The sequence below is a fragment of the Rheinheimera lutimaris genome (assembly GCF_013283795.1).
Taxonomy (GTDB): Bacteria; Pseudomonadota; Gammaproteobacteria; order Enterobacterales; family Alteromonadaceae; genus Alishewanella; species Alishewanella lutimaris.
On sequence record NZ_JABSOD010000009.1, the window covers coordinates 46,395 to 72,807 of the forward strand.

Here is a 26,413-nt window from a genome sequence, read left to right on the forward strand (position 1 = left end):
TGAATTTTCACTAACTCAGTAAAATGGAGCGCTCTTAAGAGCCAACCGTAGTGATTTTTGTGTCAGAACAAGATATATATGCCGATATCCGGCCTTACAACGATAGCGAAGTGGTACCTGCTATAGCGCGTTTAATTGCCGATAAAGACTTTATTCAGGCAATTTTACATTACCGTTTTCCGCATTTGTCCGGCCCGTTTGGCTGGTTATTATCGCCGTTAGTAAAATATGCGCTAAAGCGGCGTTGGGCCAAACTTACTAATGTATTGGCGGTACAAAAGCAGGTCGCGGCTTTTATGGACCGGATGATAGACAGCACCACTAACAAGGTAACGGTGTCGGGACTGGATCAGCTTACGCCCGGCAAGGCTTATCTTTTTGTATCCAATCATCGCGATATTGCCATGGACCCTGCATTGGTAAACTGGTGTTTGCACCATCATGGTTTTGATACTGTGCGCATTGCCATTGGTGATAATTTGCTGCGCAAAGCCTGTGCTACCGAACTGATGAAGCTGAATAAAAGTTTTATTGTGAAACGCGGCGCCAAAGGCCCGCGTGAAATGCTGAAAAATTTCTCGCAGTTGTCGTCTTACATTAAGCATTCACTGGAACAACAACAATCGGTATGGATCGCGCAAAAAGAAGGCCGCGCTAAAGACGGTAATGATGAAACCGACCCGGCTATTTTGAAAATGTTTTATATGGAAGGCAAAAAGCGCGGTGAAGATTTTGCTACCTATATGGCCGGGTTAAATATCGTGCCGGTGTGCTTATCTTATGAGTACGACCCATGTGATATCGACAAAATTAACGAGTTGTGGCAAAAGCAAACCGCCGGTAGTTATCAAAAAGGCGAGTTTGAAGATATCGACAGCATTATTAAGGGCATAGTCGGCTTCAAAGGTCGTGTGCATGTGGCGTTCGGCACACCGCTTACCGATGTACCGGCAGAGCCTGAGCAACTGGCTGCATTGATTGATCAGCAAATTTGGCAGCGCTACCGCTTATTTCCGGTAAATTATTTAGCCGCCGGACAACAGCATAGCGCTGTTGATGAAGCGGTGGCCGAACAGTGGCAGCAACGCTTACAAGCCGTGCCGGTTGCCGCGCAGCCAATGTTAAACCGGCTGTATGCCGCGCCGTTACTCAAGCAACACACAGTGGAACACAGTACTTGAGTTACCTTATTGCGGTAACACTGTTATGGGCGTTTTCGTTTAGCTTGATTGGGGTGTATTTAGCCGGTCAGGTAGATGCTTATTTTGCGGTACTGCTGCGGGTGCTGCTGGCTTTGCTGGTGTTTTTACCTTTTATGCGCCGGATACAACTGTCGTTGGCACTAAAGTTACTGGTGTTGGGAGCGGTGCAACTGGGGCTGATGTATTTGTTTTATTATCAGTCGTTTTTGTTGCTTAGCGTGGCGGAAGTGCTGGTTTTCACCATCTTTACACCAGTGTATATCACCTTGCTGTACGACGCATTGCAGCGCCGCTTCCGCTATCGCTTTTTACTGGCTGCGTTGTTGGCGGTAGTCGCTGCGGCCATTATGCGTTATCAGGGCCTGACACAAGACTACTGGTTGGGCTTTGCGGTAGTGCAGGGGGCAAATTTATGTTTTGCCTTTGGCCAGGTGGGCTATAAGTTACTATTGGCACAACGGCCTTCAGCCCTGGCGCAACATCAGTTGTTTGGCTGGTTCTACCTTGGCGCAGCTATGGTAGTGTTGCCGGCGTGGTGGTTGCTTGGCAGCGCACAATACCCGCAAAGTGCAACACAATGGAGCATATTGCTGTGGTTGGGTTTGGTGGCCTCCGGTGGCGGTTATTATTACTGGAACAAAGGCGCAACCCTGGTCAGCAGTGGCATCTTGGCTGTGATGAATAATATGCTGATCCCTGCCGGCTTATTGGTAAATATTGTGCTGTGGAACCGCAATGAAAATCTGTTGAGCTTAGGCATAGGCTCAATACTGTTAATCTTATCCTGTATGTTGTGTAAGCCGGTGCGCAACTCAGTTAAACCCGGAGTGGCAGATGGCCAGACAAGTTAGCTATACCTTTAATAACCAGCGTAAAGTAATTAACTTTAGCTATGACAAACACCGTGATATGTATGAAGCGGTGGCGGCTGCCGAAGGCATAGACTTAACCCGCTTTCTGGCGATGGAGCAGCAAGTGGCGATGACAGCTAAACGTGGCGCGGCAGTAAAGAATTACCGCCAGCAAGAATTTGCCCGCATGGGCTTTGCCGATATTGCTTTTGTCAGGGAAGAACAGTAGCTGAAGATGGCGCCTGTAACAGGGCGCTTATTTTTATTCAGCCGGGGCGGTAAATTACAGGCAATAAAAAAGGACACCGCAGTGTCCTTTTTTTAGCAAGTGCTTAAATTACAGAACTGTAACGTTAGCAGCTTGTGGGCCTTTTTGGCCTTGTTCGATTTCGAAAGCTACGCGTTGGCCTTCGTTTAAGGTTTTGTAACCTTCAGTTTGGATAGCACGGAAGTGAACGAATGCGTCAGCGCCGCCGTTATCCTGAGTAATGAAACCGAAACCTTTATCAGCGTTGAACCACTTAACTACACCAGTTACTTTAGCCATGAATGACTCCTAAAAATTTTAATAGAACTAATTGACGCTTAATTGCGCTTTTAGCCTGACTGTTACCTTACTTATGCGGCCAAACGTGCGTGAATCTTCAGGACATGACTTACAATGAAGCTGTGTAGCGAAGTTTTCATAAACATTTTGTTACATAGGTCTGCTTTACAGGCCGGAAAGAACTATAACAGGTTTGAGCCGAATGTATATAGTAAATTGCAAATAAACCTTTGTCAGACAATAAAAAAGCCGGAAAAATAAAAAAGGCCGCTAAAGCGGCCTTTAAATACAGTTGTTTATTTATTGAACATTAAGCGTTTAATGCCACTTTAGGCTCAACAAAGGCAAAACCCAGGGCTTCGGCAACACTTTGGTTGGTTACCTGGCCGTTCATCACGTTCAGACCATTCATTAAGTGTGCGTCATCCAGCAATGCCTGCTTATAACCTTTATTGGCTAAGCGCAGAATAAACGGCAGGGTGGCGTTGTTTAATGCGAAAGTAGAGGTGCGTGGCACAGCACCCGGCATGTTCGCTACGCAATAGTGCACTACGTCATCAACAATATAGGTAGGATCGGCGTGCGTAGTTGCTTTAGACGTTTCGACACAACCGCCCTGGTCAATGGCTACGTCAACGATAGCTGAGCCAGGTTTCATGCGTTTGATATGTTCTTTGGTTACCAGCTTGGGTGCGGCTGCACCCGGCACCAATACGCCACCGATAACCAGATCGGCTGCCAGCACTTCCTGCTCTAATGCATCTGCAGTAGAGTAAATGGCTTTAACCGCGCCGTTGAACTGAGCATTAATACGACGCAGTACATCTACGCTGCGATCCAGTACTGTTACATCAGCACCTAAACCCAGCGCCATTTGTGCTGCGTTGGTACCCACCATACCGCCACCAATAACTACTACTTTGGCCGGTGCTACGCCCGGTACACCGCCTAACAGCATGCCTCGACCGCCGCAGGATTTTTCCAGCGCACGGGCACCGGCCTGAATTGACATACGCCCGGCAACTTCTGACATCGGTGCCAACAGCGGTAAACCACCACGGTTGTCGGTAACGGTTTCATAGGCGATACAGATAGCTTTAGATTTAATTAAATCTTCGGTTTGCGGTAAATCCGGTGCCAGGTGCAGGTAAGTAAACAGGATTTGGCCTTCGCGCAGCATGGCACGCTCAACCGCTTGCGGCTCTTTTACTTTAACAATCATCTCTGCTTTGGCGAAAACCTCTGCAGCTGTTGACAGTACTGTTGCGCCGGCAGCGGTGTAATCTTCGTCAGTAAAACCGATACCCATGCCGGCGTTGGTTTCTACCAGTACACTGTGTTTATGGTTTACCAGCTCACGTACGCTGGCCGGGGTCATACCTACACGGTATTCGTGGTTTTTAATCTCTTTTGGTACGCCAATGATCATCGTTTTATGCCCTTTTCTGAGGTTATAGTTGGCCGAGGTAAAATATGTGCGCAGTATACTGCTAACTTTGTAGAATTAATGCTTGTTTTGTGGCCTTGGGGTAGTGCAAAATTCTGTTTAAATTTAAAAAGCGAATTTTTTAGCTGCTATGTACTCTTTAAGTAAAAGTATCAAGAAGTTAGATAGAATAGACCGCAAAATACTGCTGGAATTGCAGCGTGATGGTCGCTTAGCCAATGTTGAACTGGCACGCAGGGTAGGGCTTAGCCCAACGCCTTGCCTGGAACGGGTGCGAAAGTTGGAAGCCGAAGGCGTGATCTTAGGCTATACCGCTCAGGTAGACCCGCAAAAAGTTGGCGCGGCCTTGTTAGTGTTTGTTGAGATAACCTTAAGCAAAACCTCGCCGGAAGATTTCGATGAGTTCAGCAAGGCGGTGCAGAAGCTGGAGGAAATTCAGGAGTGCCATCTGGTATCCGGCAGTTTCGACTTTTTGCTGAAAACCCGGGTAGCCAATATGGCGGCCTACCGTGAACTGTTGGGCGAAACCCTGCTCAGACTGCCCAGTGTGCGGGAAAGCCGCACCTATGTGGTGATGGAAGAGGTGAAACAAACTACCTTTGTTGCCATCAGCAGTTAAAAAGCGGTTCAGTTGCGCTTCACGGATGCACTTTTACAGTGTCTCTGGTATCTTAGCCGGTAGTATTCCGCCCCGGTGCGCTTGAATAAAAACGATGATAAAAAGGTAGGGCCTGTCATTTGCAGAACAGAGTTTATTTTCCGTTAAACGGTGTGCAGCGTTTGCTCGAAGTCGGTTTAATCATATTTTCCGGCTTTGCCTTATTTCTGTTGCTGGCATTGTTATCTTTTGATCCGGCCGATCCGAGCTGGTCACAAACCGGCTATCAGAGCAGCGTGCATAATTATGCCGGCCCCATTGGTGCTTGGCTGGCTGATCTGTTGTTATTCAGTTTTGGCTGGATTGCGTATTTAATGCCGTTTTTGTTCGCGCTGGCCGGTTATCTGTTGTTTAAGCGTTTTCATGATTTGATGAGCCTGGATTACCTGATCCTCGGCTTGCGTATTATTGGCCTGGTGTTAACTTTGCTTACGGCCACAGCAATCAGCAGCCTGAACTTTAATGATATTTTCTATTTTTCATCCGGTGGCGTGATAGGTGATGTCGTCAGCGGCGCCTTGTTACCGTACTTCAACTTTATCGGCACCATCTTATTACTGTTATGTGGTTTTGCTACCGGTTTAACCCTGATGACCGGAATTTCCTGGTTAACGGTTGCTGATGCGCTGGGCGCGGCCTGCTATGCCGGTGCACAATTTGTGATGTCAGTACCGCAGCGCTTACGTGAGCGCGGCAAAGATGACTACGACCCTTTTGCTGCTGAACCGGCAGAAGATGAATTTGACGACGAGCCGGCTGTGACATTGGAAAAGCCCCGCAGAACGCCGCAACTGAGTAAACCTGTGGCTGACAGCCTGCCGATAACACCATTAAATGCCAAAACCGAAGCCAAAGCGTTTTACAGCGTGGATACGCTGGCTGATGAGCAATTGTCGTTCAGCGCCATTGATGAGTCTGAATCTGAGCTGCGTCGGGGTGAAACGTTGCAGCAGTTAGATTTGCCGCCAGCGCCTGAAATAGAAACTATCTTACACGAACTGACCGATGACGAAGATGACAGCGAAGAGGTGTCACACTTGCTGGAAGAGCTGCCGTCACTGGCGTTGCTTGACCGGCCCGATAAAGCGGTTAACCCGATAGACCCGGCGGATTTAGAGCGGGTATCGCGGCTGGTAGAAACCAAGCTGCTGGATTTTAACGTAGAAGCCAATGTGGTAGGGGTGCACCCGGGCCCGGTGGTTACACGGTTTGAACTTGATTTAGCCCCGGGTGTAAAAGTCAGTAAAATTACCGGACTGGCCAAAGATTTGGCCCGCTCGTTATCGGCTATAAGTGTTCGGGTAGTAGAAGTTATCCCGGGTAAATCTTTTATTGGTCTCGAGCTGCCGAATAAGCATCGCGAAATTGTGCGGTTGTCTGAAGTGATCGGTGATGAGGTGTTCGACAACTCTAAATCGCCGCTTACCATGGTGCTGGGCAAAGATATTGCCGGTAAATCGGTAGTGGCAGATTTGGCCAAAATGCCGCACTTATTGGTAGCCGGTACCACCGGCTCCGGTAAATCGGTCGGCGTTAACGTAATGATTTGTAGTTTGCTGTATAAATCGACGCCGGATGATGTGCGCTTTTTAATGATTGACCCGAAAATGCTGGAGCTGTCAATTTATGAGGGCATTCCGCATTTATTAACCGAAGTAGTTACCGATATGAAAGACGCTGCCAATGGCCTGCGTTGGTGTGTTGGTGAAATGGAGCGGCGCTATAAATTAATGTCGGCGCTGGGTGTGCGTAACCTGAAGGGTTATAACGTCAAAGTTAAAGAAGCGATAGCAGAGGGTGCACCACTGAAAGATCCGCTGTGGCGGGCGTCAGACGATATGCGCACGGAAGCACCGCTGTTAGAAAAACTGCCGTCTATCGTGGTGGTGATAGATGAATTTGCTGACATGATGATGATTGTCGGCAAGAAGGTGGAAGAGCTGATTGCCCGTATTGCGCAAAAAGCCCGTGCTGCCGGCATTCATTTGATTTTAGCAACTCAGCGGCCTTCGGTTGATGTCATTACCGGTTTGATTAAAGCCAATATCCCAACGCGGATTGCCTTTCAGGTGTCATCAAAAATTGACTCCCGTACCATTTTAGATCAGCAAGGCGCCGAAAGCTTATTGGGCCAGGGCGACATGTTGTATTTGCCGCCGGGCTCCGGGGTGCCGACACGGGTGCATGGCGCCTTTGTTGACGACCACGAAGTGCATGCCGTAGTGGCCGATTGGAAAAAACGCGGCCGGCCAAACTACATTGCTGAAATTTTAAGCGGTGAAACTACCGAAGAAAACTTATTACCCGGTGAAACACTCGAAGGTGACGACGGTGAAGCTGATCCTCTGTACGACCAGGCGGTAGCTTTTGTTACTGAATCGCGCCGCGCCTCGGTGTCGGGCGTACAGCGTAAGTTCCGTATTGGCTACAACCGTGCCGCCCGTTTGGTAGAACAAATGGAGCACAGTGGTATTGTCAGTGGCCCGGGCCACAATGGTAACCGTGAAGTGATGGCGCCTCCGCCACCTAAAGGATATTAAATGCTGCGTAGTATGTTAGCTGTTGTATTGTGTTGTGTTTCTGCCACTGCGTTGGCGCAAAATGCTGAGCAAACGCTGCAGCGTAAGCTGGCGACAATCAAAAGTTTCTCCGCTGGCTTTGAGCAGCAAGTGTTTGACGAGCAACAGCAACTGCTGCAACAAGGTAAGGGCGAATTGATGCTGAAGCAACCGGCGTTGTTTCGTTTTGAAACCACAGAGCCGGAGCCGAATTTATTTATCGGCGATGGCAGCAGCTTATGGTTTTACAATGAACCGCTGGAACAGTTAACTATTTATGATGCCGCCAACGAAGTTAACCGTACGCCTTTTGTGCTGCTGACCTCAACTAAAGCTGAACTGTGGGCGCAATATGACGTTGAGCAGCAGGGCGAGCAATTTGTTATTCGCTCGAAAGCTGCAGACAGCCCGGTCGTGCAGCTAACGCTGAGTTTTTCCGGCGCGGCATTATCAAAAATGCAGGTGTTGGATATGAACCGGCAAACCAGCGAATTTAACTTTACCCTGGTGCAGTTAAATATTGCGCTGGACGATGAGCTGTTTCGCTTTGAACCGCCGGCCGGCACCGATATCGACGATCAACGGCAGCGATAAGCAGCGTGAACTCATTACCGTTAGATTTTGCTGATGATTTTCGCCCGCTGGCCGCGCGGATGCGTCCGCGTAACCTGGCGGAATATGCCGGCCAGCAGCACTTAATTGGTGACGGCAGTGCGCTGAAAAAAGCCATTGAGGCCGGCCGGGTATTTTCGCTGATTTTATGGGGGCCGCCGGGAACCGGTAAAACCACCCTGGCGGAAGTGATTGCCAGCCATGCCGATGCCGCAATTATCAAATTATCTGCTGTTACCTGTGGCATTAAAGAAATTCGCGAGGCTATTGCGCAGGCTCAGCAACGCCAACAACAGTATCAGCAACGTACTTTGCTGTTTGTCGATGAAGTGCACCGCTTTAATAAAAGCCAGCAAGATGCTTTTTTACCCTTTATTGAAGATGGCACCATTATTTTTATCGGTGCCACCACCGAAAACCCGTCTTTTGCGCTTAATAACGCTATTTTATCCCGTGCCCGCGTCTGTGTATTAAAAGCGCTCAGTGATACCGATTTACACCAGGTATTGCAGCAAGCCTTAACAGACAAAGAGCGGGGCTTGGGTAATGAGGCCATCAGTTTAGCCGCAGATGCAGAGCAGCTGTTATTGCAACTGGCCGCCGGCGATGCGCGTAAATTGCTTAACTTGTTGGAGCAGGCGGCAGAGCTGACTGATGCTCAGGCAGACGGCAAAGTGATCCATTTTGACACCTTAAAACATCTGGTACCAAAGCAATTACCCGGTTTTGATAATCAGGGCGATATGTTTTATGACCTGATCTCAGCCTTTCATAAATCAGTGCGTGGCTCAGACCCCGATGCAGCGCTGTACTGGTACTGCCGGATACTGGCCGGTGGCGGTGACCCGTTGTATGTGGCCAGGCGCCTGCTGGCTATTGCCAGCGAGGATATCGGTAATGCCGATCCGCGAGCGCTTACGCTGGCATTAAATGCCTGGGATACTTTTGAACGGGTAGGCCCGGCAGAAGGCGAGCGGGCTATTGCCCAGGCTGCAGTCTATATGGCATTAGCGCCGAAAAGTAATGCGGTGTACAGTGCGTTTAAGCAATTGCGGCAGCTGGTGGCTGAGCAGCCGGCGTATGAGGTGCCGCTGCATTTACGTAATGCGCCGACAAAATTAATGCAGCAATTGGGGTTTGGCGAAGGCTATCGCTATGCACATGACGAGCAGGGCGCTTATGCGGCCGGCGAACGTTATTTGCCGGCTGAATTGGCCGGGCAGCAGTTTTATCGACCGGTTGACCGCGGTATGGAAAAACAGCTGGCGGAAAAGTTGCGCTATCTTAAACAGTTAGATGCAGACAGCCCGCGTAAAAGGGATAAATAATGCTGACGACCTATCTGGCGGTTGCTATCGGCGGTGCTACCGGCGCCTGTTTACGTTATGGCTGCAATGAGTTAGCACTGAATGTTTTCGGTAAGTCATTCCCTTTTGGCACTTTGCTGGTTAATATTCTGGGTTCTTTTGTGCTGGGGCTATTATATGCGCTGTTTAGCAGTGGTGCGCTGACGGCATCCCCCTGGCGTGCGCTGATCGCTATTGGTTTAATCGGCGCTTTTACTACCTTTTCCACCTTTTCGCTGGATACGGTCTTGCTGCTGCAGCAAGGCGACTGGCTAAAAGCAATCGCCAACGTATTATTAAATGTGTTGTTATGTTTAACGCTTGCCTGGTTAGGGCTGAAACTGGGTTCAATGAAGTAATTACTATGCTAGATGCGAAATTTTTACGTAATGAATTAACTGAAACCGCCGCGCGCCTGGCGCAACGTGGCTTTGTACTGGATGTGGCGCGCTTAACGGCGTTGGAAGAGCAACGTCGTAAGCTACAGGTGGATACGCAAGAGCTGCAAAACCTGCGTAACACCAAATCCAAAGCTATTGGCCAGGCCAAAGGCCGCGGTGAAGATATTGCGCCACTGTTGGCAGAAGTAGACGGCTTGGGGGCGCAGTTGGATGCCGCCAAGCAGCAACTTGATGCTGTGTTGGCAGACGTTGAGCAAATCGCGCTGAGTGTTCCTAATTTGCCGGATTTGTCGGTGCCGGCCGGTAAAGATGAAACAGACAACGTGGAATTGCGCCGTGTTGGTCAGCCGCGCACGTTTGAGTTTGATGTTAAAGATCATGTTGCTCTTGGCGAAGCGCTGGATAAAGGCCTCGATTTTGAAAGTGCGGTAAAAGTGGCCGGTTCACGTTTTGTTGTGATGCGTGGCCAGGTCGCCAGGCTGCACCGTGCACTAGCGCAGTTTATGCTTAACCTGCACACGGAGCAGCATGGCTATACAGAATTATATGTACCTTACCTGGTGAATCATGCCAGCTTGTACGGCACCGGTCAGTTGCCGAAGTTCGGCGGCGATTTGTTCCACACCCAACCGGCCACTGAAGAAGGTCAGGGTATGGCGCTTATTCCAACCGCGGAAGTGCCGGTAACTAATTTAGCGCGTGATACTATTTTTGATGCCAGTGAGCTGCCGGTAAAATACACTGCACATACGCCTTGTTTTCGTAGTGAGGCCGGCTCATATGGCCGTGATACCCGTGGCTTAATTCGCCAGCATCAATTTGATAAAGTTGAACTGGTACAACTGGTACAGCCGGAACACTCGATGCAAGCGTTGGAAGAACTCACCGGCCATGCAGAGAAAGTGCTGCAGCTACTGGGGTTGCCTTATCGCGTTATGCTGCTTTGCACCGGCGATATGGGCTTTGGCGCTGCTAAAACGTATGATTTGGAAGTGTGGTTGCCGGCGCAGAATACTTACCGTGAAATTTCGTCCTGCAGCAATATGGGCGATTTTCAGGCGCGACGGATGCAAGCACGGTACCGTGGCGGCGATATGAAGAAGCCGGAGTTAATTCACACACTGAACGGTTCAGCACTGGCGGTTGGCCGTACTTTGGTAGCAATTTTAGAAAACTATCAGCAAGCTGACGGCAGTATTGTGGTACCTGACGTGCTGCAACCTTATATGGGTGGTGTAACAACACTGCGCTGAGGTTGAATGACAGTACCCGCCTTGTAAAGCCTTAGCTATACTTAGCTGGTGCAATACAAGGACGGGTAAATGACAAATAAACCACGAAAAAGTTTAAAGCAAAGTAATCCGGCGCTGATGCGGGCGATTTATTGGGCCATTATTATTGGTATTGCCGCGGTATTTGCTATTGTCACTTTAGAGGCGATGTTAGGGATTTTTCGCGATAGTCTGTAAAGAAAATGCCGGTAATGACTTACAGGCATTTTGCCGGTTTAGGCAGACCGGCAATGCGGGTAGCTTGTTTGGCGGGGCCCTGTGGAAATAACTTAAACAGGTATTTGCTGTTGCCTTTGTCCGGCCCTAACTGCTGCGCCATAGCTTTAACCAAAATGCGCATCGCCGGTGAGGTATTAAACTCCAGATAAAACTGCCGGACAAAATGTACCACCTCCCAATGTGCAGCAGTTAAACTTATACTTTCCAACTGAGCAAATTCCTCTGCAACCTGCTCACTCCAATCCTGTACATTGGCCAGATAACCGTGTTTATCCAGCGCGAGGCCGTTGCCGTTTAACATCAGTTCTGCCATAGCAGCACCTGTTGCGCATCAATAGTCAGTTGTAGCCAACGCTCTGCACTTAGCGCTGTAATACCGGGTTGTGCGGTTAGTTGCCGCAGGCTGATATCGCTGTCCAGGGCATAAACTTGTGCTGTTGGCCAGGTAATATCGCTGCGCGCACACAGATAAACCGCATCTTGTCTGAGCAGGATGGCATCGTCAGGCAAACATATCACCGCTAAGTCGCTGATGTTTACTGCAGGATTAATAATATTAATGAGTTTCATCTTAACCGGTGATCACATGATGTTGTTTATGCAGCAGTTCGGCTATGGCATCTTTATCTAATAGCGTTGCGCCGATGCTGAGTGCGCTTGCATCTATGCCTCGCTCTGTCAGTGCCTGGTGGCAAACATAGACCTGGTCGACATCGTACAAGCCAAATAATTTAAAGCTGCGCGGGTAGGCTTTAAGTCTAAAGTCCGGTTGATCCAGTGTCGGCAACAGCTGATATACCGCATCGCCGCTAAACAGCACACTGACATTATGCTCTACCGCTGCCAGGGCCAGTATCAAATCCAGCGCTTCGCGGCCTTTACTGTTATTAAACGGACTGTGACGTTGCAAGACTAAAATATTACGCATTAAAACTGCACCAGTTTGTCAATGTCGGCCTGGCGCATGGCAAATTCAGCCAGCCCGGCGGCAGTGTAACCTTGGCGCGCAGACAGTGTATTGCTGACAACGCCGCGCTTTTCGGCTGCGGTAACACAAAACAATAACGGGATATTGTGCCGGCGGCAAAATGCGGCCAATTCAGCACTGAAGTCCGGTTCGTCGGCCGGTAAGTCAATATTGGCAGCGGCACAATTTACCGCGTCCTGATACAGAAAAATGTGATCGATACGGTGGCCATGATTAAGCGCTGTTTTGGCAAACAGCAGCATAGCCGGCACACTCTGGCTGGCAAAGCCGTCTGATGTAAGCAATAAGCCAAAACGTGTCATAACGTAATCCACAATAAAAAATGCCCCGACGAGCGGGGCATTTTAACCAATAACCTTAGCCACGCAAAGCGCTGTGGTTAGTCATCACCACCGAAAACACCCAGCAGCTGCAGTAAGTTAACAAAAATGTTAAATACATTCAGGTACAAGCTTACAGTAGCACGGATATAGTTGGTTTCGCCGCCGTTGATAATACGGCTGGTATCAAACAGGATCAGTGCTGACATAATCAGAATAATGGCGGCGCTGATGGTTAGGCTCAGGGCCGGAATAGCAAGGAAGATATTTGCCAGCGCGGCAACTAACACCACAATCAGACCAACCATTAAAAAACCGCCCATAAAAGAGAAATCTTTACGGGTGGTTAAAACATAAGCGGACAAACTGAAGAATATCAGTGCTGTACCACCTAAGGCTTGCATAATAAGTGCAGGGCCGTTAGCTAAACCGGCATAATAGTTCAGCATTGGGCCTAAAGAGGCACCCAGTGCGCCGGTAAAGGCGAACACCCAAAAAATGCCGCTGGCTGAGTCCGCTTTCTTATTTACCACAAACAGCATAATAAAGCCGGCAACAAAAAAGACCAGAGACATCATCGGTGACATGTTCATCGCCATAGCAATACCGGCTGTCACCGCACTGAACGTCAGCGTCATTGCTAACAGAAAATAAGTGTTACGCAGTACTTTATTAATCTCGATACTGCGTCCGGCAGTACCCAGAGTAGTGGTTTCTCTGTATGACATAGTTATGTTCTCCTGATACAAAGGTTTATCAACGCATTTGACGACATCATAGCCGGTTAGTTCCGCACAGACCAGTACCCGACGAGACAATTTCGGCTTGGCGTTAATATTTTGCATTTAATGCTTTCTTTTAATGTGTTAACTGATTAATATACGCGTCGCCGGAGGGATGGCAGAGCGGTTTAATGCACCGGTCTTGAAAACCGGCGTGGGTTAATAGCCCACCGAGAGTTCGAATCTCTCTCCCTCCGCCACTAAAACCACCTCAGGGTGGTTTTTTTGTTGGTCTATATCAATGTTAGCCGGGAAGCTGTTTTTTCAGCGATAAACTGTACGATAAATGGCTTTGTTGTTGTTTTACTAAGCAAACGGCTGAAAATAACAAAAAAGCCCTTTACAAAGTCCGGTGCAGTTTTTAATATGCGCCCTGTAACGCGGAGGGATGGCAGAGCGGTTTAATGCACCGGTCTTGAAAACCGGCGTGGGTTAATAGCCCACCGAGAGTTCGAATCTCTCTCCCTCCGCCACTTAAACCACCTCAGGGTGGTTTTTTTGTTGGTCTATATCAATGTTAGCCGGGAAGCTGTTTTTTCAGCGATAAACTGTACGATAAATGGCTTTGTTGTTGTTTTACTAAGCAAACGGCTGAAAATAACAAAAAAGCCCTTTACAAAGTCCGGTGCAGTTTTTAATATGCGCCCTGTAACGCGGAGGGATGGCAGAGCGGTTTAATGCACCGGTCTTGAAAACCGGCGTGGGTTAATAGCCCACCGAGAGTTCGAATCTCTCTCCCTCCGCCACTTAAACCACCTCAGGGTGGTTTTTTTGTTGGTCTATATCAATGTTAGCCGGGAAGCTGTTTTTTCAGCGATAAACTGTACGATAAATGGCTTTGTTGTTGTTTTACTAAGCAAACGGCTGAAAATAACAAAAAAGCCCTTTACAAAGTCCGGTGCAGTTTTTAATATGCGCCCTGTAACGCGGAGGGATGGCAGAGCGGTTTAATGCACCGGTCTTGAAAACCGGCGTGGGTTAATAGCCCACCGAGAGTTCGAATCTCTCTCCCTCCGCCACTTTCCCGCAATAAGCTTTTTTAACTCATCACTTAGAAAATTACCGTTAATACAATTCAATTGTTTCATAATATTAACCTTTCTGGCACACTTAATGCCAACTTGCCAAAACCGGCGATCCAAGTCTAATTTGTTTAGCAAAACGCGGCATGCCCGGCTATGCTAGACAACAATAATAATTCTAATAACCAGTGAAGCGGAGAAGCGAAATTGATTAACGTCTTGTTAGTTGATGACCACGAGCTTGTGCGCACTGGGATCAGTCGCATACTAATGGATGAGCGCGGTATCAAGGTGATAGGCGAGGCTGGCTCCGGTGAGGAAGCTCTGCAATTTTGTCGTCAACATGAGCCCGATGTGGTGCTGATGGATATGAATATGCCCGGTATGGGCGGCATGACTGCGACAAAGCGCATTTTGCATTATTGCCCCGACATTAAGGTGTTGGCATTGTCGGTGTCTTGTGAAGAGCCGGTGCCTACCAAGGTTATGCAGCTGGGTGCTGCCGGTTTTATCTCAAAAAACTCGCCACCGCGGGAAATGGTGGCCGCCATTCGTAAAGTGTATTCCGGAGCCAGGCATATTTCTGATGAAGTCGCGCAAAAAATGGCACTGAGCAAAGTAAATAATCATAGCCAGAACCCGTTTGACGATTTATCAGACCGCGAGCTGCAGATTATGATGATGATTACTCAGGGGCAAAAAGTAAACGACATAGCCGGACAACTAAATGTTAGTGCCAAAACGGTAAACTCTTATCGTTACCGCATGTTTGAGAAGTTGGCTATCAGCGGTGATGTTGAGTTAACCCATCTTGCGTTGCGTCATGGCATGATCGATATCGCTAAAGCCTGATGTTCGACGCCAAAACCTTTTTAAAGACAGTACCGCATCAGCCGGGTGTTTATCGTATGGTAAACGCGGCTGAGCAGGTTATTTATGTTGGCAAAGCCAAAGATTTGCGTGCCAGATTAAGCAGCTACTTCCGCACTAACGTCGACAGCGTTAAAACCCGCTCATTGGTGAGTCAGATAGTACAGGTAGAGTACACGCTGACGCACAGCGAAACTGAAGCGCTGATCCTTGAAAATAATCTGATTAAACAGTTTTTACCGCGTTACAACGTGCTGTTACGCGATGATAAGTCTTATCCTTATATCTTGCTGAGCGACCATAAACATCCGCGCATCAGTTCGCATCGTGGCCCGCGTAAAACCGCCGGACAGTATTTTGGCCCTTATCCGAATGCGGGCGCTGTATGGCAAAGCTTAAAAACGCTGCAAAAAATCTTTCCTATCCGCCAATGTGAAGACGGTTTTTACCGTGCCAGAACACGGCCGTGTTTGCAGTACCAGTTAAAGTTATGTTCGGCACCTTGTGTCGGTAAAATTTCTGATGCGGACTATCAACAACAGGTGCGCCTGGCCAGTTTATTTCTGCAAGGCAAAGATCAGCAGGTTATCGATGATCTGGTGCAGCAAATGGCAAAGGCCAGTGAGCAGCTGCAGTTTGAACAGGCGGCTCAGTATCGCGATAAAATTATTGCTCTGCGTAAAGTGCAGGAGCAACAAAGCGTGAGCGGCGAGCATGATGAAATGGATGTTATCGGTTTTGTGTACTCTCATGGTGTAGCCGCTGTGCACGTGCTGTTTGTACGTGAACAAAAAGTGCTGGGTAGCAAAGCTTACTTTCCTAAAGTGCCGGCTGACACGGCAGAAAGTGAGATTCTCAGTGCGTTTTTGTTGCAGTTTTATCTGGATGGTTACGGTAGCCACCAGATGCCACGCGAAATTGTCATTGCGCAGCCATTAGCGGAGATGGACGTTGTGGCTGCGGCTATCAGCGAAATTGCCGGACGAAAAGTGAAAATTACTCATGCACAGCGCGGTGAAAAAGCACAGTACTTAAGTCTGGCACAGAAGAATGCGCAGTTATCCTGTGATAACAAACAATCGTTGGCGCAGAAAATGGCATTACGATACCAACAATTACAGCAGTTGCTGCAGCTGCAGCAGCCAATAAACCGTATGGAGTGCTTTGACATCAGCCATACGATGGGGCAGGCCACTATTGCCTCTTGCGTAGTGTTTGATGGCCAGGGGCCCTACAAAGCTGAATACCGGCGTTATAACGTCACCGGTATTACCGGTGGTGACGACTATGCAGCGATGCAATTTGCTCTGAACAAACGTTACGGCAAGGTGCAGGACACGGAAAAAATTCCGGATATTATCTTTATTGACGGTGGGCAGGGCCAGTTGAATACCGCTATCGCGCAGTTTGCTGAGTGGCCGCACGCTAAAATGCCATTATTGGTTGGTGTGGCTAAAGGCACCAGCCGCAAACCCGGACTGGAAACACTGATTTTAGCGCAAAGTGGCCGCAGTATTAATTTACCGTCTGATGCGCCGGCACTGCATTTAATTCAGCAAATTCGCGACGAAGCGCACCGTTTTGCTATTACCGGACATCGAAATAAGCGTGGTAAGGCGTTGATTAAAAGCCCGTTAGAGCAAGTGAAAGGCATAGGTGAGAAGCGCCGCCAGGCGTTGTTGCAATATTTGGGCGGCTTACAGGGTGTGATGCGGGCATCAGTTACTGAGCTGAGTTCCGTGCCCGGCATATCGAAGGCGCAGGCAGAAAACATTTACCAAGCCTGTCATAACAAGTAGCATAGCGGCATAACTGCTGTAGAGAGTCTTAAGATGTGGAATATTCCCAATCTGTTAACCCTGTTTCGTCTGTTTTTAATTCCGGTTTTTATTCTGTGCTTTTATTCCGGCATTGAGAATGCCCGGTTTTGGGCCGCATTTGTGTTTTGGCTGGCAGCTATAACCGATGCGTTAGATGGTTATCTGGCGCGTAAGCTGGAGCAGTCGACGCCTTTCGGCGCTTTTTTGGATCCGGTAGCCGATAAAGTGATGGTTGCTGTGGCGTTAGTGTTAATTGCTGTAGACAGTGTTTCGCTGTGGGTGACCATTCCGGCCATTATTATGATTAGCCGTGAAATTGTCATTTCGGCATTGCGGGAATGGATGGCTGAACTGGGTAAACGTGCTAATGTGGCAGTGTCTAACCTGGGTAAGTACAAAACTATTGCGCAGATGTTGGCGTTAATCGGCTTAATTTGGCGGCCGGAGTTGTGGCTGGTAAGCTGGTTTACCCCGGCGGGGATGATTTTGTTATATGTCGCAACGGTACTTACGCTGTGGTCTATGTACAGTTATTTAAAAGCCGCTTGGCGTGACCTGGTGCATTAATAGCTGTTTTTGTTGTTAATTAGCGCAACTCAGTCAAATTTTAATCAGTCAGTCATAAAAGCAAAAATTTATTATTGACTGGCTGAATTAAAACAGTAGAATGCGTCACGTGTTAAGGCACATGGCCATAACAACGCGAGTATAGCTCAGCTGGTAGAGCGCGACCTTGCCAAGGTCGAGGTCACGAGTTCGAACCTCGTTACTCGCTCCAACTCTTTCAAAGAGTGTAAATTGTTTGATTGGCGGGTTGGCAGAGTGGCCATGCAGCGGATTGCAAATCCGTCCACCTCGGTTCGACTCCGGGACCCGCCTCCATAACATGTTATGCTGTTTTGAGTCGGAAAATGATACAGTAAAGTTGTCTGCCCGGGTGGTGAAATCGGTAGACACAAGGGATTTAAAATCCCTCGCTCGAAAGGGCGTGCCGGTTCAAGTCCGGCCCCGGGCACCATTACTCATTAAGAGTAAATACCAGATTTATGCGAGTATAGCTCAGCTGGTAGAGCGCGACCTTGCCAAGGTCGAGGTCACGAGTTCGAACCTCGTTACTCGCTCCAAATACGAAAAAACGCAGCCTGTTGGCTGCGTTTTTCGTTTCTGCTACAACTTAAAAGTCAAAGATATGTGGTGCTATGGTTATTACTGCCAGAGTAATAAATAAAATAGCCACGATATTAAGCACTAAACCGGCTTTTACCATATCGATAATTTTCAGCTTGCCGGAAGCGAATACAATCGCATTGGGCGGGGTGGCTACCGGCATCATAAAAGCACAACTTGCAGCAACGGCTGCCGGTATTACCAACATAGCCGCAGACGTATCTAATGATATCGCTACCGGCCCCAGCAGCGGCAAAAATGCTGCTGCAGTGGCTGTGTTGCTGGTGATCTCAGTGAGAAAAATAATCACCGTGGTTACCAGCATAATCAGTAACAGCAAATTAATACTGCCAAGTTGACCAATTTGGCCGGCAATATAGCCGGATAAGCCGGAGTTATCTATTTGTGTTGCCAGGGTTAAGCCACCGCCAAACAGCAATAACACGCCCCAGGGTAGCTTTTGACAATCTTCCCACTGTAAAATGCGTTGTCCGCTGCTAAGCGATACCGGTAGTACAAACAGCAAGGTTGCAGCAAATACAGCAATAAGGGTGTCATCCAGCTTAATGCCGCTAAGCTGGCTTAACGGGCCGCGAAAAATCCAGCAAAATGCTGCCAATATAAAAACGGCCAACACCAGTTTTTCAGCATTATGCATAGCACCAAGTGCGCTGAGCTTTTTACGGTACATGGTGCGGCTGTCTATTGTGGCTATGTTGTCCAGTCGGAAATGAACCTGTGTCAGCCAAAACCAGCACACCAACAGTAAGCTTATGGACAGAGGCACGCCAAACAGCATCCAATCGCTGAAGCTGAGCTGCAACTGATAACTGCGCTCCAGATAAGCGGCTAACAAGGCATTGGGTGGTGTGCCGATTAACGTAGCAATACCGCCGATACTGGCGGCATAAGCAATAGACAATAAAATGGCTTTGGCAAAGTTATCGTTACTGACACCTTGTTCTTGTTGCATAGCAATAATGGATAAACCAATCGGCAACATCATCACGGCAGTGGCGGTGTTAGACATCCACATCGACAAAAAAGCGGTTACCAGCATAATGCCGGCAATCTGCTGGCTGGGTTTACTGCCCACTAACAACATGGTCATTAGCGCAATACGCTTGTGCAGGTTCCAGCGCTCCATCGCAATTGACAGCACAAAGCCGCCCAGAAACAGGAAAATCAGCGGGTGAGCATAAGGCGCGGTAACATTGCCAATGCTATCCAGACTAAGCAAGGGCACTATTGCAATCGGCAGCAGAGCGGTAACCGGAATAGGCACCGGCTCAGTGATCCACCACAGCGCCATCCAGCCGGTAAGCCCGGTAATTAACCAGGCATTGGCTGACATGCCGGTAAACCAGGGCGGACTTAGCAGGGTGAGTAAAAATAACAACGGGCCGGCCAGCAGGGTAATGTAATACGGCAATTTAAACTGAAAAGACATAACCGGTCCTTATGGCGTTAATCATCAAAGCTATTATTATCTGCTGCGGTGTCTGCTGTTTTGCTTGAGGTCAATAATTGCGCTTCGAGCATGCGTATTTCCATATCGTCTAACAGCCGCCATTGGCCGGGCTTTAATCCGGCGACACGGATATGCATGATGCGGGTGCGTTTCAGTGTCTTTACATCATAGCCCAGGTGCTCGCACATGCGGCGTATTTGCCGGTTCAGGCCTTGGGTAAGGATAATGGAAAAACTCTGTTTGGAGCGCTGCTGTGCAGTACAGGGCAGGGTTACTGTGTCGAGTATTGGTACGCCACGGCTCATTTGCTGAATAAAGCGCTCAGTGATCGGCTTATTAACCGTCACCACATACTCTTTATCATGAGCATTGCCGGCACGCAGAATTTTATTCACGATGTCACCGTCGTTGGTTAAAAATATCAGCCCTTCAGAGGGCTTGTCCAGGCGGCCGATGGGAAAGATCCGCTCCGGGTAACGAATGGCGTCGATAATATTACCGTGAATATGGCGCTCGGTTGTGCAGGTAATGCCCACCGGTTTGTGATACGCCAAATAAACCCGCTTTGGCTTGGCTTTTAACGGCTTGCCGTCAATCAGCACCTGATCACTGTCACTGACTTTTAAACCTACCGGCGCCACAGCACCATTTACAGTAACCAGGCCATTTTCGATAAATTTGTCGGCCTCACGGCGTGAACAAAAGCCGGTATCACTGATAAATTTATTTAAGCGGTAAAGGGTGACATCAGACATAAAAGCACTAGATTCCGATAGGATTTTACAATGGCGATAGTGTAGGGGCTTAAACTGTTTTGCGCTACCGTCGAAACGCAAAAGGCCTGGCAATACCAGGCCTTTTTAGCGTGATACTACAGCTACTCTTTCGGCTCGGCTTTTTTGCTTTGTTGTGAGTTAAGTGAAATAACCTTCGTTTTGCTGATTTTGTGCCGGTAAATTTCCCGCAGGTATTTAATGGCTTTTTTGACACTGTCGCGACTTAAGCGAATATCGTTAATTGAGACAAATTTATCTTTATTATGAATAAGCTCACGGTATTTCTTCTCATACATCGGTTTGATGGCATACCAGTTGGTATCGAGAATTTTGGCCGGGTTTTCAAACTCGTGCAGCATATTGTCCAGTGCTGTCTCATCAAACTCATTTGAACGGATAAATTCTAACATTGCTTTATCTAACTGCTCGTCAAAGCGATAATTGTCTTTGGCAAAACAACGTTTAATAAAGGCGACGATTAAGGTGAGGAAATCGTCACTTAAACACGGGCTTTTTACGATAAGCGTGGTAAGCGAAATGTTGGCTGAAGCACCAATAACCAGTGCATAACGTTTTAATGTGGTGTTTGGAAACAGCGAATTTAAGTGCGATTTTAGCCGGTTTAAATCCATGTAGGACAATTTGTAGTCTTTAGGCAATGAAACGATAGACACCACAGACGAGCAGTTTTTAAAGAAATGCAGATCTTTAAGCTCGGCGGCGTTATAACCGTTTTTCACATAGCTGTTAAGTGTCTCGCGATAGCGGCCGGATTCAATCGGCAGCAAGCTGATACCTTCAATGGCCTGGGTTACTTTGTTAAAGTGCGGCAAATCTATCGAGCGGAAAAACAGATCATCAATATTCAGGCCGCCACCGGCTTTATCAAACAACTTCAGCTTTTCTGCATTACTGTCACCCGGGATCACGGATTCGGCATAAGCTACTGCCACCGGGCCTGCCAGGCTCATAAACAAGTCATTGGCGTCTAAGCGAATTGTTTCACCGATATCGATACCGGCACGACGGAAGTAGTTCTCGTCATAGTCAGTGGTTACCGCCTGGGCGGTTAAAATATTGAAAATCTGCTGAGAAATATACTGGTTAGCGTATTTTTCCATAGCATTTACATCGATATGCTGAATACCGCCGTCATCTGTTTCTTCGGCATAACGCATAATATCATTTGAAATCAGCATCATGGCATTCCACGGACGGATCCGGTGCATTACACTGGACTCGCTGCTGTCTTCGTTGTCAAAGTTGTAAGAGAAATCCCACTCTTCTGCCAGATACTTACACAGCAACCGGCCGGCATTAATGTGTAATGCTTCGGACATTTCTACGCCATGATCAGAAATGTTCGGCAAAATACAAATACCACTGGTAAAAATAGGCTCAAACACAAAAGAATGGCCACGGTTTTCTTCGTCTTCGCCCATAGTGCGGGTATCGAAGGTTTTACTCATATAAGCATATTGCTGTGCCAGGCCAAATTCCGATGCCATGCCGGAGCCGGTACCACCGCCTGCACTGAAAATATAAAAATACAGCCGCGATTGGTTGGCTTTAATGCCGCAGGAATCGATAAGATAGGAGTGAATATGTTTCCAGTCGGTATTAGCAAAACGCTGGGTGTCTTTATTCAGAATAATTTTTGCTAAATACTGACCCAAAATAGGCGCATTACCGGCGCCGCCGGCGTGTACTTCAGACAAGTCCATGATTTTCATCTTGGTGTAATCATGTAAAAAGCCGCTTTTTTCGCCTTTATGCGAAAAGCGGATACGGCCTTCGATATCTTTGTCCAGATCGCCGAGCATGACTAACGGCTCGATCAAAAATACCGGTTTTACCGCTTGCGAGTTGGATAAATGCAAGCTGCGTTTAATCCAGCGCATCGGCCGGTATTCCTGCTCACGGGTTTGTTTTTCTTCGTTATTAAATTCACTTAAATAAAAGTTTCGCGCGTTATAAACCAACGACGCCACGTCCAGGGCAATATTAGAGCCACAGCGGCCCAAACCAATTAAGCACACCGACGGAAAATGTTGCTGCTTACGGCTTTGGATTTCATTGTCCGGGTTTGACACCGGAAACACGCTGCTGCGCAAGGCATCCAGATTGGTCAGAATTTTGTTGATATCGCGTTCGGTAAAATACATATAACGGTCACTGGCAAAGGACGGTGCCAGAGGTGGCTGCGGCGTTTTCTTTGCCGCTGTTTTAACAATTACCACATCATCTTGTGCGCTTTGGTCTGTTTTTGTTTTGATATTCATCATGCTACTTCCTGTCTCTGGCGAGGCGTTACTGCTGATAATAAAATTACGGTCAGTATTAAAAGTAGTAGTTGTTTAAAATTAAGCCAACGAAACGGTTAAAAATGATGTGATTTGCGCTGAAAACATGCAAGGCGGAAGATTTGTTAAAACAATAGCTTAATAAAGCAGCGTACTATAAAAGCCTGATACTGATACAGTACGCTGTTGCCGGATTTACATATTGGGATAATTGGGGCCGCCGGCGCCTTCCGGCGTTACCCAGGTGATATTTTGTGCGGGGTCTTTAATATCACAGGTTTTACAATGAATACAGTTTTGAGCATTGATTTGAAATTTCGGCTGGTTGCTGTCGTCCTGAATAATTTCATATACGCCGGCGGGGCAGTAGCGCTGCGCCGGTTCATTGTATTTCACCAGGTTTACGGCCACAGGAATAGTGCTGTCGGTCAGCTTTAAGTGACAGGGTTGCTCTTCTTCATGGTTGGTATTGGATAAATACACTGACGATAAGCGGTCAAAGCTCAACACATTATCCGGTTTGGCGTACTGAATTACCTCAGCTTCGGCGGCCGGTTTAAGTTGGGCGTAATCATGTGTGTCATCTTTGAGGGTAAAGGGCAGTTTGCCGCCAAACCAGTTTTGCTCCAGCGTATTAAAAGCGCCGCCCCAGAAGGTGCCGAACTTATGCATGGCCGGACCAAAGTTACGTGAACAGTATAACTCTTCGTGCAACCAGCTGCCTTTGACTGCATCAGCAAAGGCTGTTAAGTCTTTACCGCCGTTATCATCTTGCGTAAGCGCGTTAAACAAGGTTTCGGCGGCCAGCATGCCGGATTTCATCGCGGTATGGTTACCTTTGATTTTGGCAAAGTTTAACGTGCCGGCATCGCAACCCACCAGTAAGCCGCCGTTAAAACTCATTTTGGGTAAGCTGTTCAGGCCGCCTTTAGCAATGGCACGGGCGCCGTAACTGACGCGCTTGCCGCCGCTCAGGTATTGGCTTATTACCGGGTGCTGCTTGTAGCGTTGAAACTCTTCAAACGGGTTTAAATGCGGGTTGCTATAATTCAGGTCGACAATTAATCCCACCACGATTTGTTGGCTTTCGGCGTGATATAAGTAACCACCGCCGGTAGTATCAGCACTTAACGGCCAACCAGCTGAGTGAACCACCAAACCGGCATGATGCTTTGCTGCCGACACATCCCAGATCTCTTTAAAACCCAGTGCATAATGTTGCGGTGATTTGCCGGCATCAAGTTTAAAGTGCTGAATAAGTTGTTTACCCAGATGGCCGCGGCAACCTTCGGCAAACACGGTGTATTTAGCGCGCAGTTCCATCCCTGGGACAAAGCTGTCTTTAGGCTGGCCGTGCTTATCCAGCCCCATATCGCCAATCAGAATGCCCGTGACGACATCCTCTTCTATTAATACTTCGCTGGCGGCAAAACCCGGAAAGATTTCCACGCCCAGTTGCTCGGCCTGCTGCGCTAACCAGCGACACAGGTTAGCAATGGACACCACATAGTTACCGCTGTTATGCATGGTTTTCGGCACCAAAAAGCCGGGCAACTTAGTGGCTTTTGCTGCGTCTTTAAACAGGTAAATATCGTCGTGAGTAACCGGGGTCGTCACCGGTGCGCCAAGCTGCTGCCAATCGGGCAGTAGTTCGTTTAATGCACGAGGCTCAAATACGGCGCCGGATAAAATATGTGCGCCCACTTCTGAGCCTTTTTCCACCACACATACAGTCAGTTCTTTTGCCGCCGTTTTGGCCTGTTGCATCAATCTGATGGCAGTAGACAACCCGGCCGGACCGGCACCTACTATTACGACATCGAATTCCATTGATTCTCTTTGCACAGTGCTGACCTCTTGGAGTTTATTATTTACAGCTTAAGCTGCTTTTATCATGCTGTTAAGGGTATTGCAGGTTGACGTTAACGTCAACAGTAAGTAGATTGTGGCAAACTAAACCATTGTAGCTTTACCTTAACGTAAACCTGTAACGAAATCTGCCGATTTGTTGCGGGCGAAAGAACGAGGAATTTATGAAAATACTGGTGCCGGTAAAACGGGTTATTGATTACAACGTAAAAGTGCGGGTAAAAGCTGATCTGTCGGGTGTTGACCTGGCAAACGTCAAAATGGCGCTGAATCCGTTTTGTGAGATAGCGATAGAAGAAGCGGTACGGTTAAAAGAAGCCGGCAGTGCGACAGAGGTGGTAGTGGTGTCTATCGGTACTGCAGCAGTACAAGAGCAATTGCGTACTGCTTTGGCTCTGGGAGCCGACCGTGCTTTGCATATCGAAACGGATTTAAATCCGGATTCACTGCAAGTGGCTAAACTGTTGGCAAAAGTAGTAGCTGATGAACAACCTGGTTTGGTCATCTTGGGTAAGCAAGCGATTGACTCTGATAACAACCAAACCGGCCAGATGCTGGCAGCGTTAACCGGCATGGGGCAGGGTACTTTTGCGTCTAAAGTGGTACTGGCAGATGGCAAAGTACAGGTAACGCGGGAAATTGACGGCGGTTTGCAAACCGTTGAGCTGACATTACCGGCGGTGGTGTCTACCGATCTACGCTTAAACGAGCCTCGTTATGCTTCACTGCCCAACATTATGAAAGCCAAGAAAAAGCCGTTAGATGTTAAAGCGGCAGACAGCTTCGGCGTAAACCTGCAATCAAATGTGAAACTGTTGAAAGTTGCCGCTCCGGCTACGCGCCAGGGCGGTATTAAAGTTGAATCAGTGGCACAACTGGTAGATAAGTTAAAGCATGAAGCGAAGGTGATCTAATGGCCATTTTAATTATCGCAGAACACAACAATCAGAGCTTAAAAGGTGAAACCCGTAAAGTCGTGCAGGCCGCTACCGCCATTGGTGGCGACATAACGGTACTGGTTGCCGGTTTTAACTGTGCAGGTGTCGCAGCAGAAGCTGCCGCCATTGCCGGGGTAAGCAAAGTATTATCCGCAGATAATGCAGCGTACGAGCACCAGCTGGCGGAAAATGTAGCGGCTTTGGTAACCGAATTAGGTAAAGATTACAGCCATATTTTGGCGGCGGCGACTACCACCGGCAAAAACTTTTTACCACGCGTAGCCGCTTTGCTGGATGTAGCGCAAATTTCAGATGTGATTGCTATTGAAAGCGCGGATACCTTTGTGCGGCCGATTTATGCCGGCAATGCCATCGCAACGGTGCAATCGACAGACAGTATTAAAGTACTGACAGTGCGTCCGGCGGCATTTCGGGCGGCAGAAACCGGCAACAACGCTGCGGTGGAAACCATCGCTGTAGTGCAGGATGCCGGTGTATCGCGGTTTATCAGTGCTGAGCTGACCAAATCTGAGCGGCCGGAATTAACGGCGGCGCGGGTAGTTATTTCCGGTGGCCGCGGTATGCAAAATGGTGAAAATTTCGCGCTGTTAAACGGTATTGCCGACAAGTTAGGCGCAGCTATCGGTGCATCACGCGCGGCGGTAGACGCCGGTTTTGTACCAAACGATATGCAGGTTGGTCAAACCGGTAAAATAGTGGCACCGGAGTTGTATATTGCTGTGGGTATTTCCGGCGCTATTCAGCATCTTGCCGGTATGAAAGACTCTAAAGTGATAGTGGCGATTAATAAAGATGCCGAAGCGCCGATCTTTCAGATCGCTGACTACGGCCTGGTTGCGGATTTATTTACCGTACTACCGGAGCTCGAACAGCAACTTTAAGCTGCCGCAATGACAAAAAAGCCGGCGTTGTGCCGGCTTTTTGCGTTTACGC

26 protein-coding genes and 8 tRNA genes are annotated in these 26,413 nt (G+C 48.2%); 23 read left to right on the top strand and 11 right to left on the bottom strand.

Translation table 11 applies throughout. The features are described 5' to 3' along the window. Positions 1–59 precede the first annotated feature (59 nt). The 3 genes from HRH59_RS10725 to HRH59_RS10735 are packed head-to-tail and all read left to right on the top strand — an operon-like array spanning position 60 to position 2,282. Positions 60–1,181 carry a 1-acyl-sn-glycerol-3-phosphate acyltransferase gene (locus HRH59_RS10725; RefSeq protein ID WP_331460170.1) on the top strand — a complete coding sequence of 374 codons (1,122 nt, stop codon included), beginning with the start codon at positions 60–62 and terminating at the stop codon, positions 1,179–1,181. Further along, a complete protein-coding gene (locus HRH59_RS10730; RefSeq protein ID WP_173501271.1) occupies positions 1,178–2,053 on the top strand; it encodes an EamA family transporter in 876 nt (291 codons plus the stop codon). Before HRH59_RS10725 ends, HRH59_RS10730 begins: the two co-directional genes overlap by 4 nt. Then, positions 2,037–2,282, top strand: a complete 246-nt coding sequence (locus HRH59_RS10735) for a DUF2960 domain-containing protein (protein ID WP_173501272.1) — start codon at positions 2,037–2,039, stop codon at positions 2,280–2,282. Before HRH59_RS10730 ends, HRH59_RS10735 begins: the two co-directional genes overlap by 17 nt. A 108-nt stretch (positions 2,283–2,390) precedes the next feature. Here the strand turns inward: HRH59_RS10735 and cspE are convergent, their stop codons facing one another. Next, positions 2,391–2,600 carry a transcription antiterminator/RNA stability regulator CspE gene (gene cspE / locus HRH59_RS10740; RefSeq protein WP_027670166.1) on the bottom strand — a complete coding sequence of 70 codons (210 nt, stop codon included), beginning with the start codon at positions 2,598–2,600 and terminating at the stop codon, positions 2,391–2,393. Between the two features lie 310 nt (positions 2,601–2,910). Beyond that, positions 2,911–4,029, bottom strand: a complete 1,119-nt coding sequence (gene ald, locus HRH59_RS10745) for an alanine dehydrogenase (protein ID WP_173501273.1) — start codon at positions 4,027–4,029, stop codon at positions 2,911–2,913. 148 nt (positions 4,030–4,177) lie between these two features. Between ald and lrp the strand changes: the two genes are divergently transcribed. The 7 genes from lrp to HRH59_RS10780 all read left to right on the top strand — a co-directional run bounded on the left by lrp (position 4,178) and on the right by HRH59_RS10780 (position 11,091). Then, positions 4,178–4,666, top strand: coding sequence for a leucine-responsive transcriptional regulator Lrp (lrp, locus tag HRH59_RS10750; RefSeq protein WP_173501274.1), 489 nt, complete (start codon positions 4,178–4,180; stop codon positions 4,664–4,666). Positions 4,667–4,785: 119 nt separating this feature from the next. Continuing rightward, on the top strand, positions 4,786–7,245 hold the full coding sequence (locus HRH59_RS10755) for a DNA translocase FtsK (protein WP_173501275.1): 2,460 nt from the start codon (positions 4,786–4,788) through the stop codon (positions 7,243–7,245). Beyond that, positions 7,246–7,857, top strand: coding sequence for an outer membrane lipoprotein chaperone LolA (gene lolA, locus HRH59_RS10760; protein ID WP_173501276.1), 612 nt, complete (start codon positions 7,246–7,248; stop codon positions 7,855–7,857). Positions 7,858–7,862: 5 nt separating this feature from the next. Beyond that, positions 7,863–9,203: a replication-associated recombination protein A gene (locus HRH59_RS10765; protein ID WP_173501277.1), complete on the top strand. Its 1,341-nt coding sequence runs from the start codon at positions 7,863–7,865 to the stop codon at positions 9,201–9,203. Further along, positions 9,203–9,580 carry a fluoride efflux transporter CrcB gene (crcB, locus tag HRH59_RS10770; protein WP_173501278.1) on the top strand — a complete coding sequence of 126 codons (378 nt, stop codon included), beginning with the start codon at positions 9,203–9,205 and terminating at the stop codon, positions 9,578–9,580. Before HRH59_RS10765 ends, crcB begins: the two co-directional genes overlap by 1 nt. A 5-nt stretch (positions 9,581–9,585) precedes the next feature. Then, positions 9,586–10,875, top strand: a complete 1,290-nt coding sequence (gene serS / locus HRH59_RS10775) for a serine--tRNA ligase (protein ID WP_173501279.1) — start codon at positions 9,586–9,588, stop codon at positions 10,873–10,875. Positions 10,876–10,944: 69 nt separating this feature from the next. Continuing rightward, positions 10,945–11,091 carry a hypothetical protein gene (locus HRH59_RS10780; protein ID WP_173501280.1) on the top strand — a complete coding sequence of 49 codons (147 nt, stop codon included), beginning with the start codon at positions 10,945–10,947 and terminating at the stop codon, positions 11,089–11,091. 19 nt (positions 11,092–11,110) lie between these two features. Here HRH59_RS10780 and HRH59_RS10785 read toward each other — a convergent pair whose 3' ends face one another. The 5 genes from HRH59_RS10785 to HRH59_RS10805 form a co-directional block, all read right to left on the bottom strand. After that, positions 11,111–11,446: a TusE/DsrC/DsvC family sulfur relay protein gene (locus tag HRH59_RS10785; protein WP_173501281.1), complete on the bottom strand. Its 336-nt coding sequence runs from the start codon at positions 11,444–11,446 to the stop codon at positions 11,111–11,113. Continuing rightward, the gene (locus HRH59_RS10790) at positions 11,434–11,703 is read right to left on the bottom strand and encodes a DsrH/TusB family sulfur metabolism protein (RefSeq protein WP_173501282.1); all 270 of its coding nucleotides are present in this window, start codon (positions 11,701–11,703) and stop codon (positions 11,434–11,436) included. Before HRH59_RS10790 ends, HRH59_RS10785 begins: the two co-directional genes overlap by 13 nt. Position 11,704: 1 nt before the next feature. Then, positions 11,705–12,061: a sulfurtransferase complex subunit TusC gene (gene tusC / locus HRH59_RS10795; protein ID WP_173501283.1), complete on the bottom strand. Its 357-nt coding sequence runs from the start codon at positions 12,059–12,061 to the stop codon at positions 11,705–11,707. Continuing rightward, positions 12,061–12,423 carry a DsrE family protein gene (locus HRH59_RS10800; protein ID WP_173501284.1) on the bottom strand — a complete coding sequence of 121 codons (363 nt, stop codon included), beginning with the start codon at positions 12,421–12,423 and terminating at the stop codon, positions 12,061–12,063. Before HRH59_RS10800 ends, tusC begins: the two co-directional genes overlap by 1 nt. A 77-nt stretch (positions 12,424–12,500) precedes the next feature. Further along, positions 12,501–13,169: a Bax inhibitor-1/YccA family protein gene (locus HRH59_RS10805; protein ID WP_173501285.1), complete on the bottom strand. Its 669-nt coding sequence runs from the start codon at positions 13,167–13,169 to the stop codon at positions 12,501–12,503. Between the two features lie 163 nt (positions 13,170–13,332). Here HRH59_RS10805 and HRH59_RS10810 point away from each other — a divergent pair. From HRH59_RS10810 to HRH59_RS10860, 11 genes are all read left to right on the top strand, one after another. After that, positions 13,333–13,423 (top strand) — tRNA-Ser (locus HRH59_RS10810). 182 nt (positions 13,424–13,605) lie between these two features. Continuing rightward, positions 13,606–13,696 (top strand) — tRNA-Ser (locus HRH59_RS10815). Positions 13,697–13,878: 182 nt separating this feature from the next. Further along, positions 13,879–13,969, top strand: a tRNA-Ser gene (locus tag HRH59_RS10820). Positions 13,970–14,151: 182 nt separating this feature from the next. Continuing rightward, positions 14,152–14,242, top strand: a tRNA-Ser gene (locus HRH59_RS10825). 210 nt (positions 14,243–14,452) lie between these two features. After that, positions 14,453–15,097 (top strand): UvrY/SirA/GacA family response regulator transcription factor, encoded by a 645-nt coding sequence (gene uvrY / locus HRH59_RS10830; RefSeq protein ID WP_173501286.1) that lies wholly within the window; start codon positions 14,453–14,455, stop codon positions 15,095–15,097. Next, positions 15,097–16,914 (top strand): excinuclease ABC subunit UvrC, encoded by a 1,818-nt coding sequence (uvrC, locus tag HRH59_RS10835; RefSeq protein ID WP_173501287.1) that lies wholly within the window; start codon positions 15,097–15,099, stop codon positions 16,912–16,914. Before uvrY ends, uvrC begins: the two co-directional genes overlap by 1 nt. A 33-nt stretch (positions 16,915–16,947) precedes the next feature. Continuing rightward, a complete protein-coding gene (gene pgsA / locus HRH59_RS10840; protein WP_173501288.1) occupies positions 16,948–17,502 on the top strand; it encodes a CDP-diacylglycerol--glycerol-3-phosphate 3-phosphatidyltransferase in 555 nt (184 codons plus the stop codon). 135 nt (positions 17,503–17,637) lie between these two features. After that, positions 17,638–17,713: transfer RNA gene (locus HRH59_RS10845), tRNA-Gly, on the top strand. Between the two features lie 30 nt (positions 17,714–17,743). Then, a tRNA-Cys gene (locus tag HRH59_RS10850) sits at positions 17,744–17,817 on the top strand. Between the two features lie 49 nt (positions 17,818–17,866). Next, a tRNA-Leu gene (locus tag HRH59_RS10855) sits at positions 17,867–17,953 on the top strand. Between the two features lie 30 nt (positions 17,954–17,983). Further along, positions 17,984–18,059 (top strand) — tRNA-Gly (locus HRH59_RS10860). A gap of 50 nt (positions 18,060–18,109) precedes the next feature. On the opposite strand, the gene HRH59_RS10865 is transcribed toward HRH59_RS10860, so the two are convergent. The 4 genes from HRH59_RS10865 to HRH59_RS10880 form a co-directional block, all read right to left on the bottom strand. Beyond that, entirely contained in the window at positions 18,110–19,552 is a 1,443-nt protein-coding gene (locus HRH59_RS10865; protein ID WP_173501289.1) for an SLC13 family permease, read from the bottom strand. A 17-nt stretch (positions 19,553–19,569) separates the two neighbouring features. Then, positions 19,570–20,328 (bottom strand): pseudouridine synthase, encoded by a 759-nt coding sequence (locus tag HRH59_RS10870; protein ID WP_173501290.1) that lies wholly within the window; start codon positions 20,326–20,328, stop codon positions 19,570–19,572. 122 nt (positions 20,329–20,450) lie between these two features. Next, entirely contained in the window at positions 20,451–22,514 is a 2,064-nt protein-coding gene (locus HRH59_RS10875) for a hypothetical protein (RefSeq protein ID WP_231702474.1), read from the bottom strand. A gap of 333 nt (positions 22,515–22,847) precedes the next feature. After that, positions 22,848–24,482, bottom strand: a complete 1,635-nt coding sequence (locus HRH59_RS10880; protein WP_178089545.1) for an electron transfer flavoprotein-ubiquinone oxidoreductase — start codon at positions 24,480–24,482, stop codon at positions 22,848–22,850. A 203-nt stretch (positions 24,483–24,685) separates the two neighbouring features. Here HRH59_RS10880 and HRH59_RS10885 point away from each other — a divergent pair, with 203 nt between their 5' ends. Both HRH59_RS10885 and HRH59_RS10890 read left to right on the top strand, forming a co-directional pair. Then, a complete protein-coding gene (locus HRH59_RS10885; RefSeq protein WP_173501292.1) occupies positions 24,686–25,435 on the top strand; it encodes an electron transfer flavoprotein subunit beta/FixA family protein in 750 nt (249 codons plus the stop codon). Next, the gene (locus HRH59_RS10890; protein ID WP_173501293.1) at positions 25,435–26,361 is read left to right on the top strand and encodes an electron transfer flavoprotein subunit alpha/FixB family protein; all 927 of its coding nucleotides are present in this window, start codon (positions 25,435–25,437) and stop codon (positions 26,359–26,361) included. The genes HRH59_RS10885 and HRH59_RS10890 overlap by 1 nt, the downstream gene beginning before the upstream one ends. Positions 26,362–26,413 lie beyond the last annotated feature (52 nt).

Coding starts and splice junctions, on each gene's coding strand:
- HRH59_RS10885 (WP_173501292.1), top strand. CDS start 24,686: ATGAAAATACTGGTGCCGGTAAAACGGGTTATTGATTACAACGTAAAA.
- HRH59_RS10865 (WP_173501289.1), bottom strand. CDS start 19,552: ATGTCTTTTCAGTTTAAATTGCCGTATTACATTACCCTGCTGGCCGGC.
- HRH59_RS10805 (WP_173501285.1), bottom strand. CDS start 13,169: ATGTCATACAGAGAAACCACTACTCTGGGTACTGCCGGACGCAGTATC.
- HRH59_RS10870 (WP_173501290.1), bottom strand. CDS start 20,328: ATGTCTGATGTCACCCTTTACCGCTTAAATAAATTTATCAGTGATACC.
- HRH59_RS10790 (WP_173501282.1), bottom strand. CDS start 11,703: ATGAAACTCATTAATATTATTAATCCTGCAGTAAACATCAGCGACTTA.
- lrp (WP_173501274.1), top strand. CDS start 4,178: ATGTACTCTTTAAGTAAAAGTATCAAGAAGTTAGATAGAATAGACCGC.
- ald (WP_173501273.1), bottom strand. CDS start 4,029: ATGATCATTGGCGTACCAAAAGAGATTAAAAACCACGAATACCGTGTA.
- HRH59_RS10890 (WP_173501293.1), top strand. CDS start 25,435: ATGGCCATTTTAATTATCGCAGAACACAACAATCAGAGCTTAAAAGGT.
- pgsA (WP_173501288.1), top strand. CDS start 16,948: ATGTGGAATATTCCCAATCTGTTAACCCTGTTTCGTCTGTTTTTAATT.
- serS (WP_173501279.1), top strand. CDS start 9,586: ATGCTAGATGCGAAATTTTTACGTAATGAATTAACTGAAACCGCCGCG.
- crcB (WP_173501278.1), top strand. CDS start 9,203: ATGCTGACGACCTATCTGGCGGTTGCTATCGGCGGTGCTACCGGCGCC.
- lolA (WP_173501276.1), top strand. CDS start 7,246: ATGCTGCGTAGTATGTTAGCTGTTGTATTGTGTTGTGTTTCTGCCACT.
- cspE (WP_027670166.1), bottom strand. CDS start 2,600: ATGGCTAAAGTAACTGGTGTAGTTAAGTGGTTCAACGCTGATAAAGGT.
- HRH59_RS10735 (WP_173501272.1), top strand. CDS start 2,037: ATGGCCAGACAAGTTAGCTATACCTTTAATAACCAGCGTAAAGTAATT.
- uvrC (WP_173501287.1), top strand. CDS start 15,097: ATGTTCGACGCCAAAACCTTTTTAAAGACAGTACCGCATCAGCCGGGT.
- HRH59_RS10880 (WP_178089545.1), bottom strand. CDS start 24,482: ATGGAATTCGATGTCGTAATAGTAGGTGCCGGTCCGGCCGGGTTGTCT.
- tusC (WP_173501283.1), bottom strand. CDS start 12,061: ATGCGTAATATTTTAGTCTTGCAACGTCACAGTCCGTTTAATAACAGT.
- HRH59_RS10875 (WP_231702474.1), bottom strand. CDS start 22,514: ATGTATTTTACCGAACGCGATATCAACAAAATTCTGACCAATCTGGAT.
- HRH59_RS10780 (WP_173501280.1), top strand. CDS start 10,945: ATGACAAATAAACCACGAAAAAGTTTAAAGCAAAGTAATCCGGCGCTG.
- HRH59_RS10785 (WP_173501281.1), bottom strand. CDS start 11,446: ATGGCAGAACTGATGTTAAACGGCAACGGCCTCGCGCTGGATAAACAC.
- HRH59_RS10800 (WP_173501284.1), bottom strand. CDS start 12,423: ATGACACGTTTTGGCTTATTGCTTACATCAGACGGCTTTGCCAGCCAG.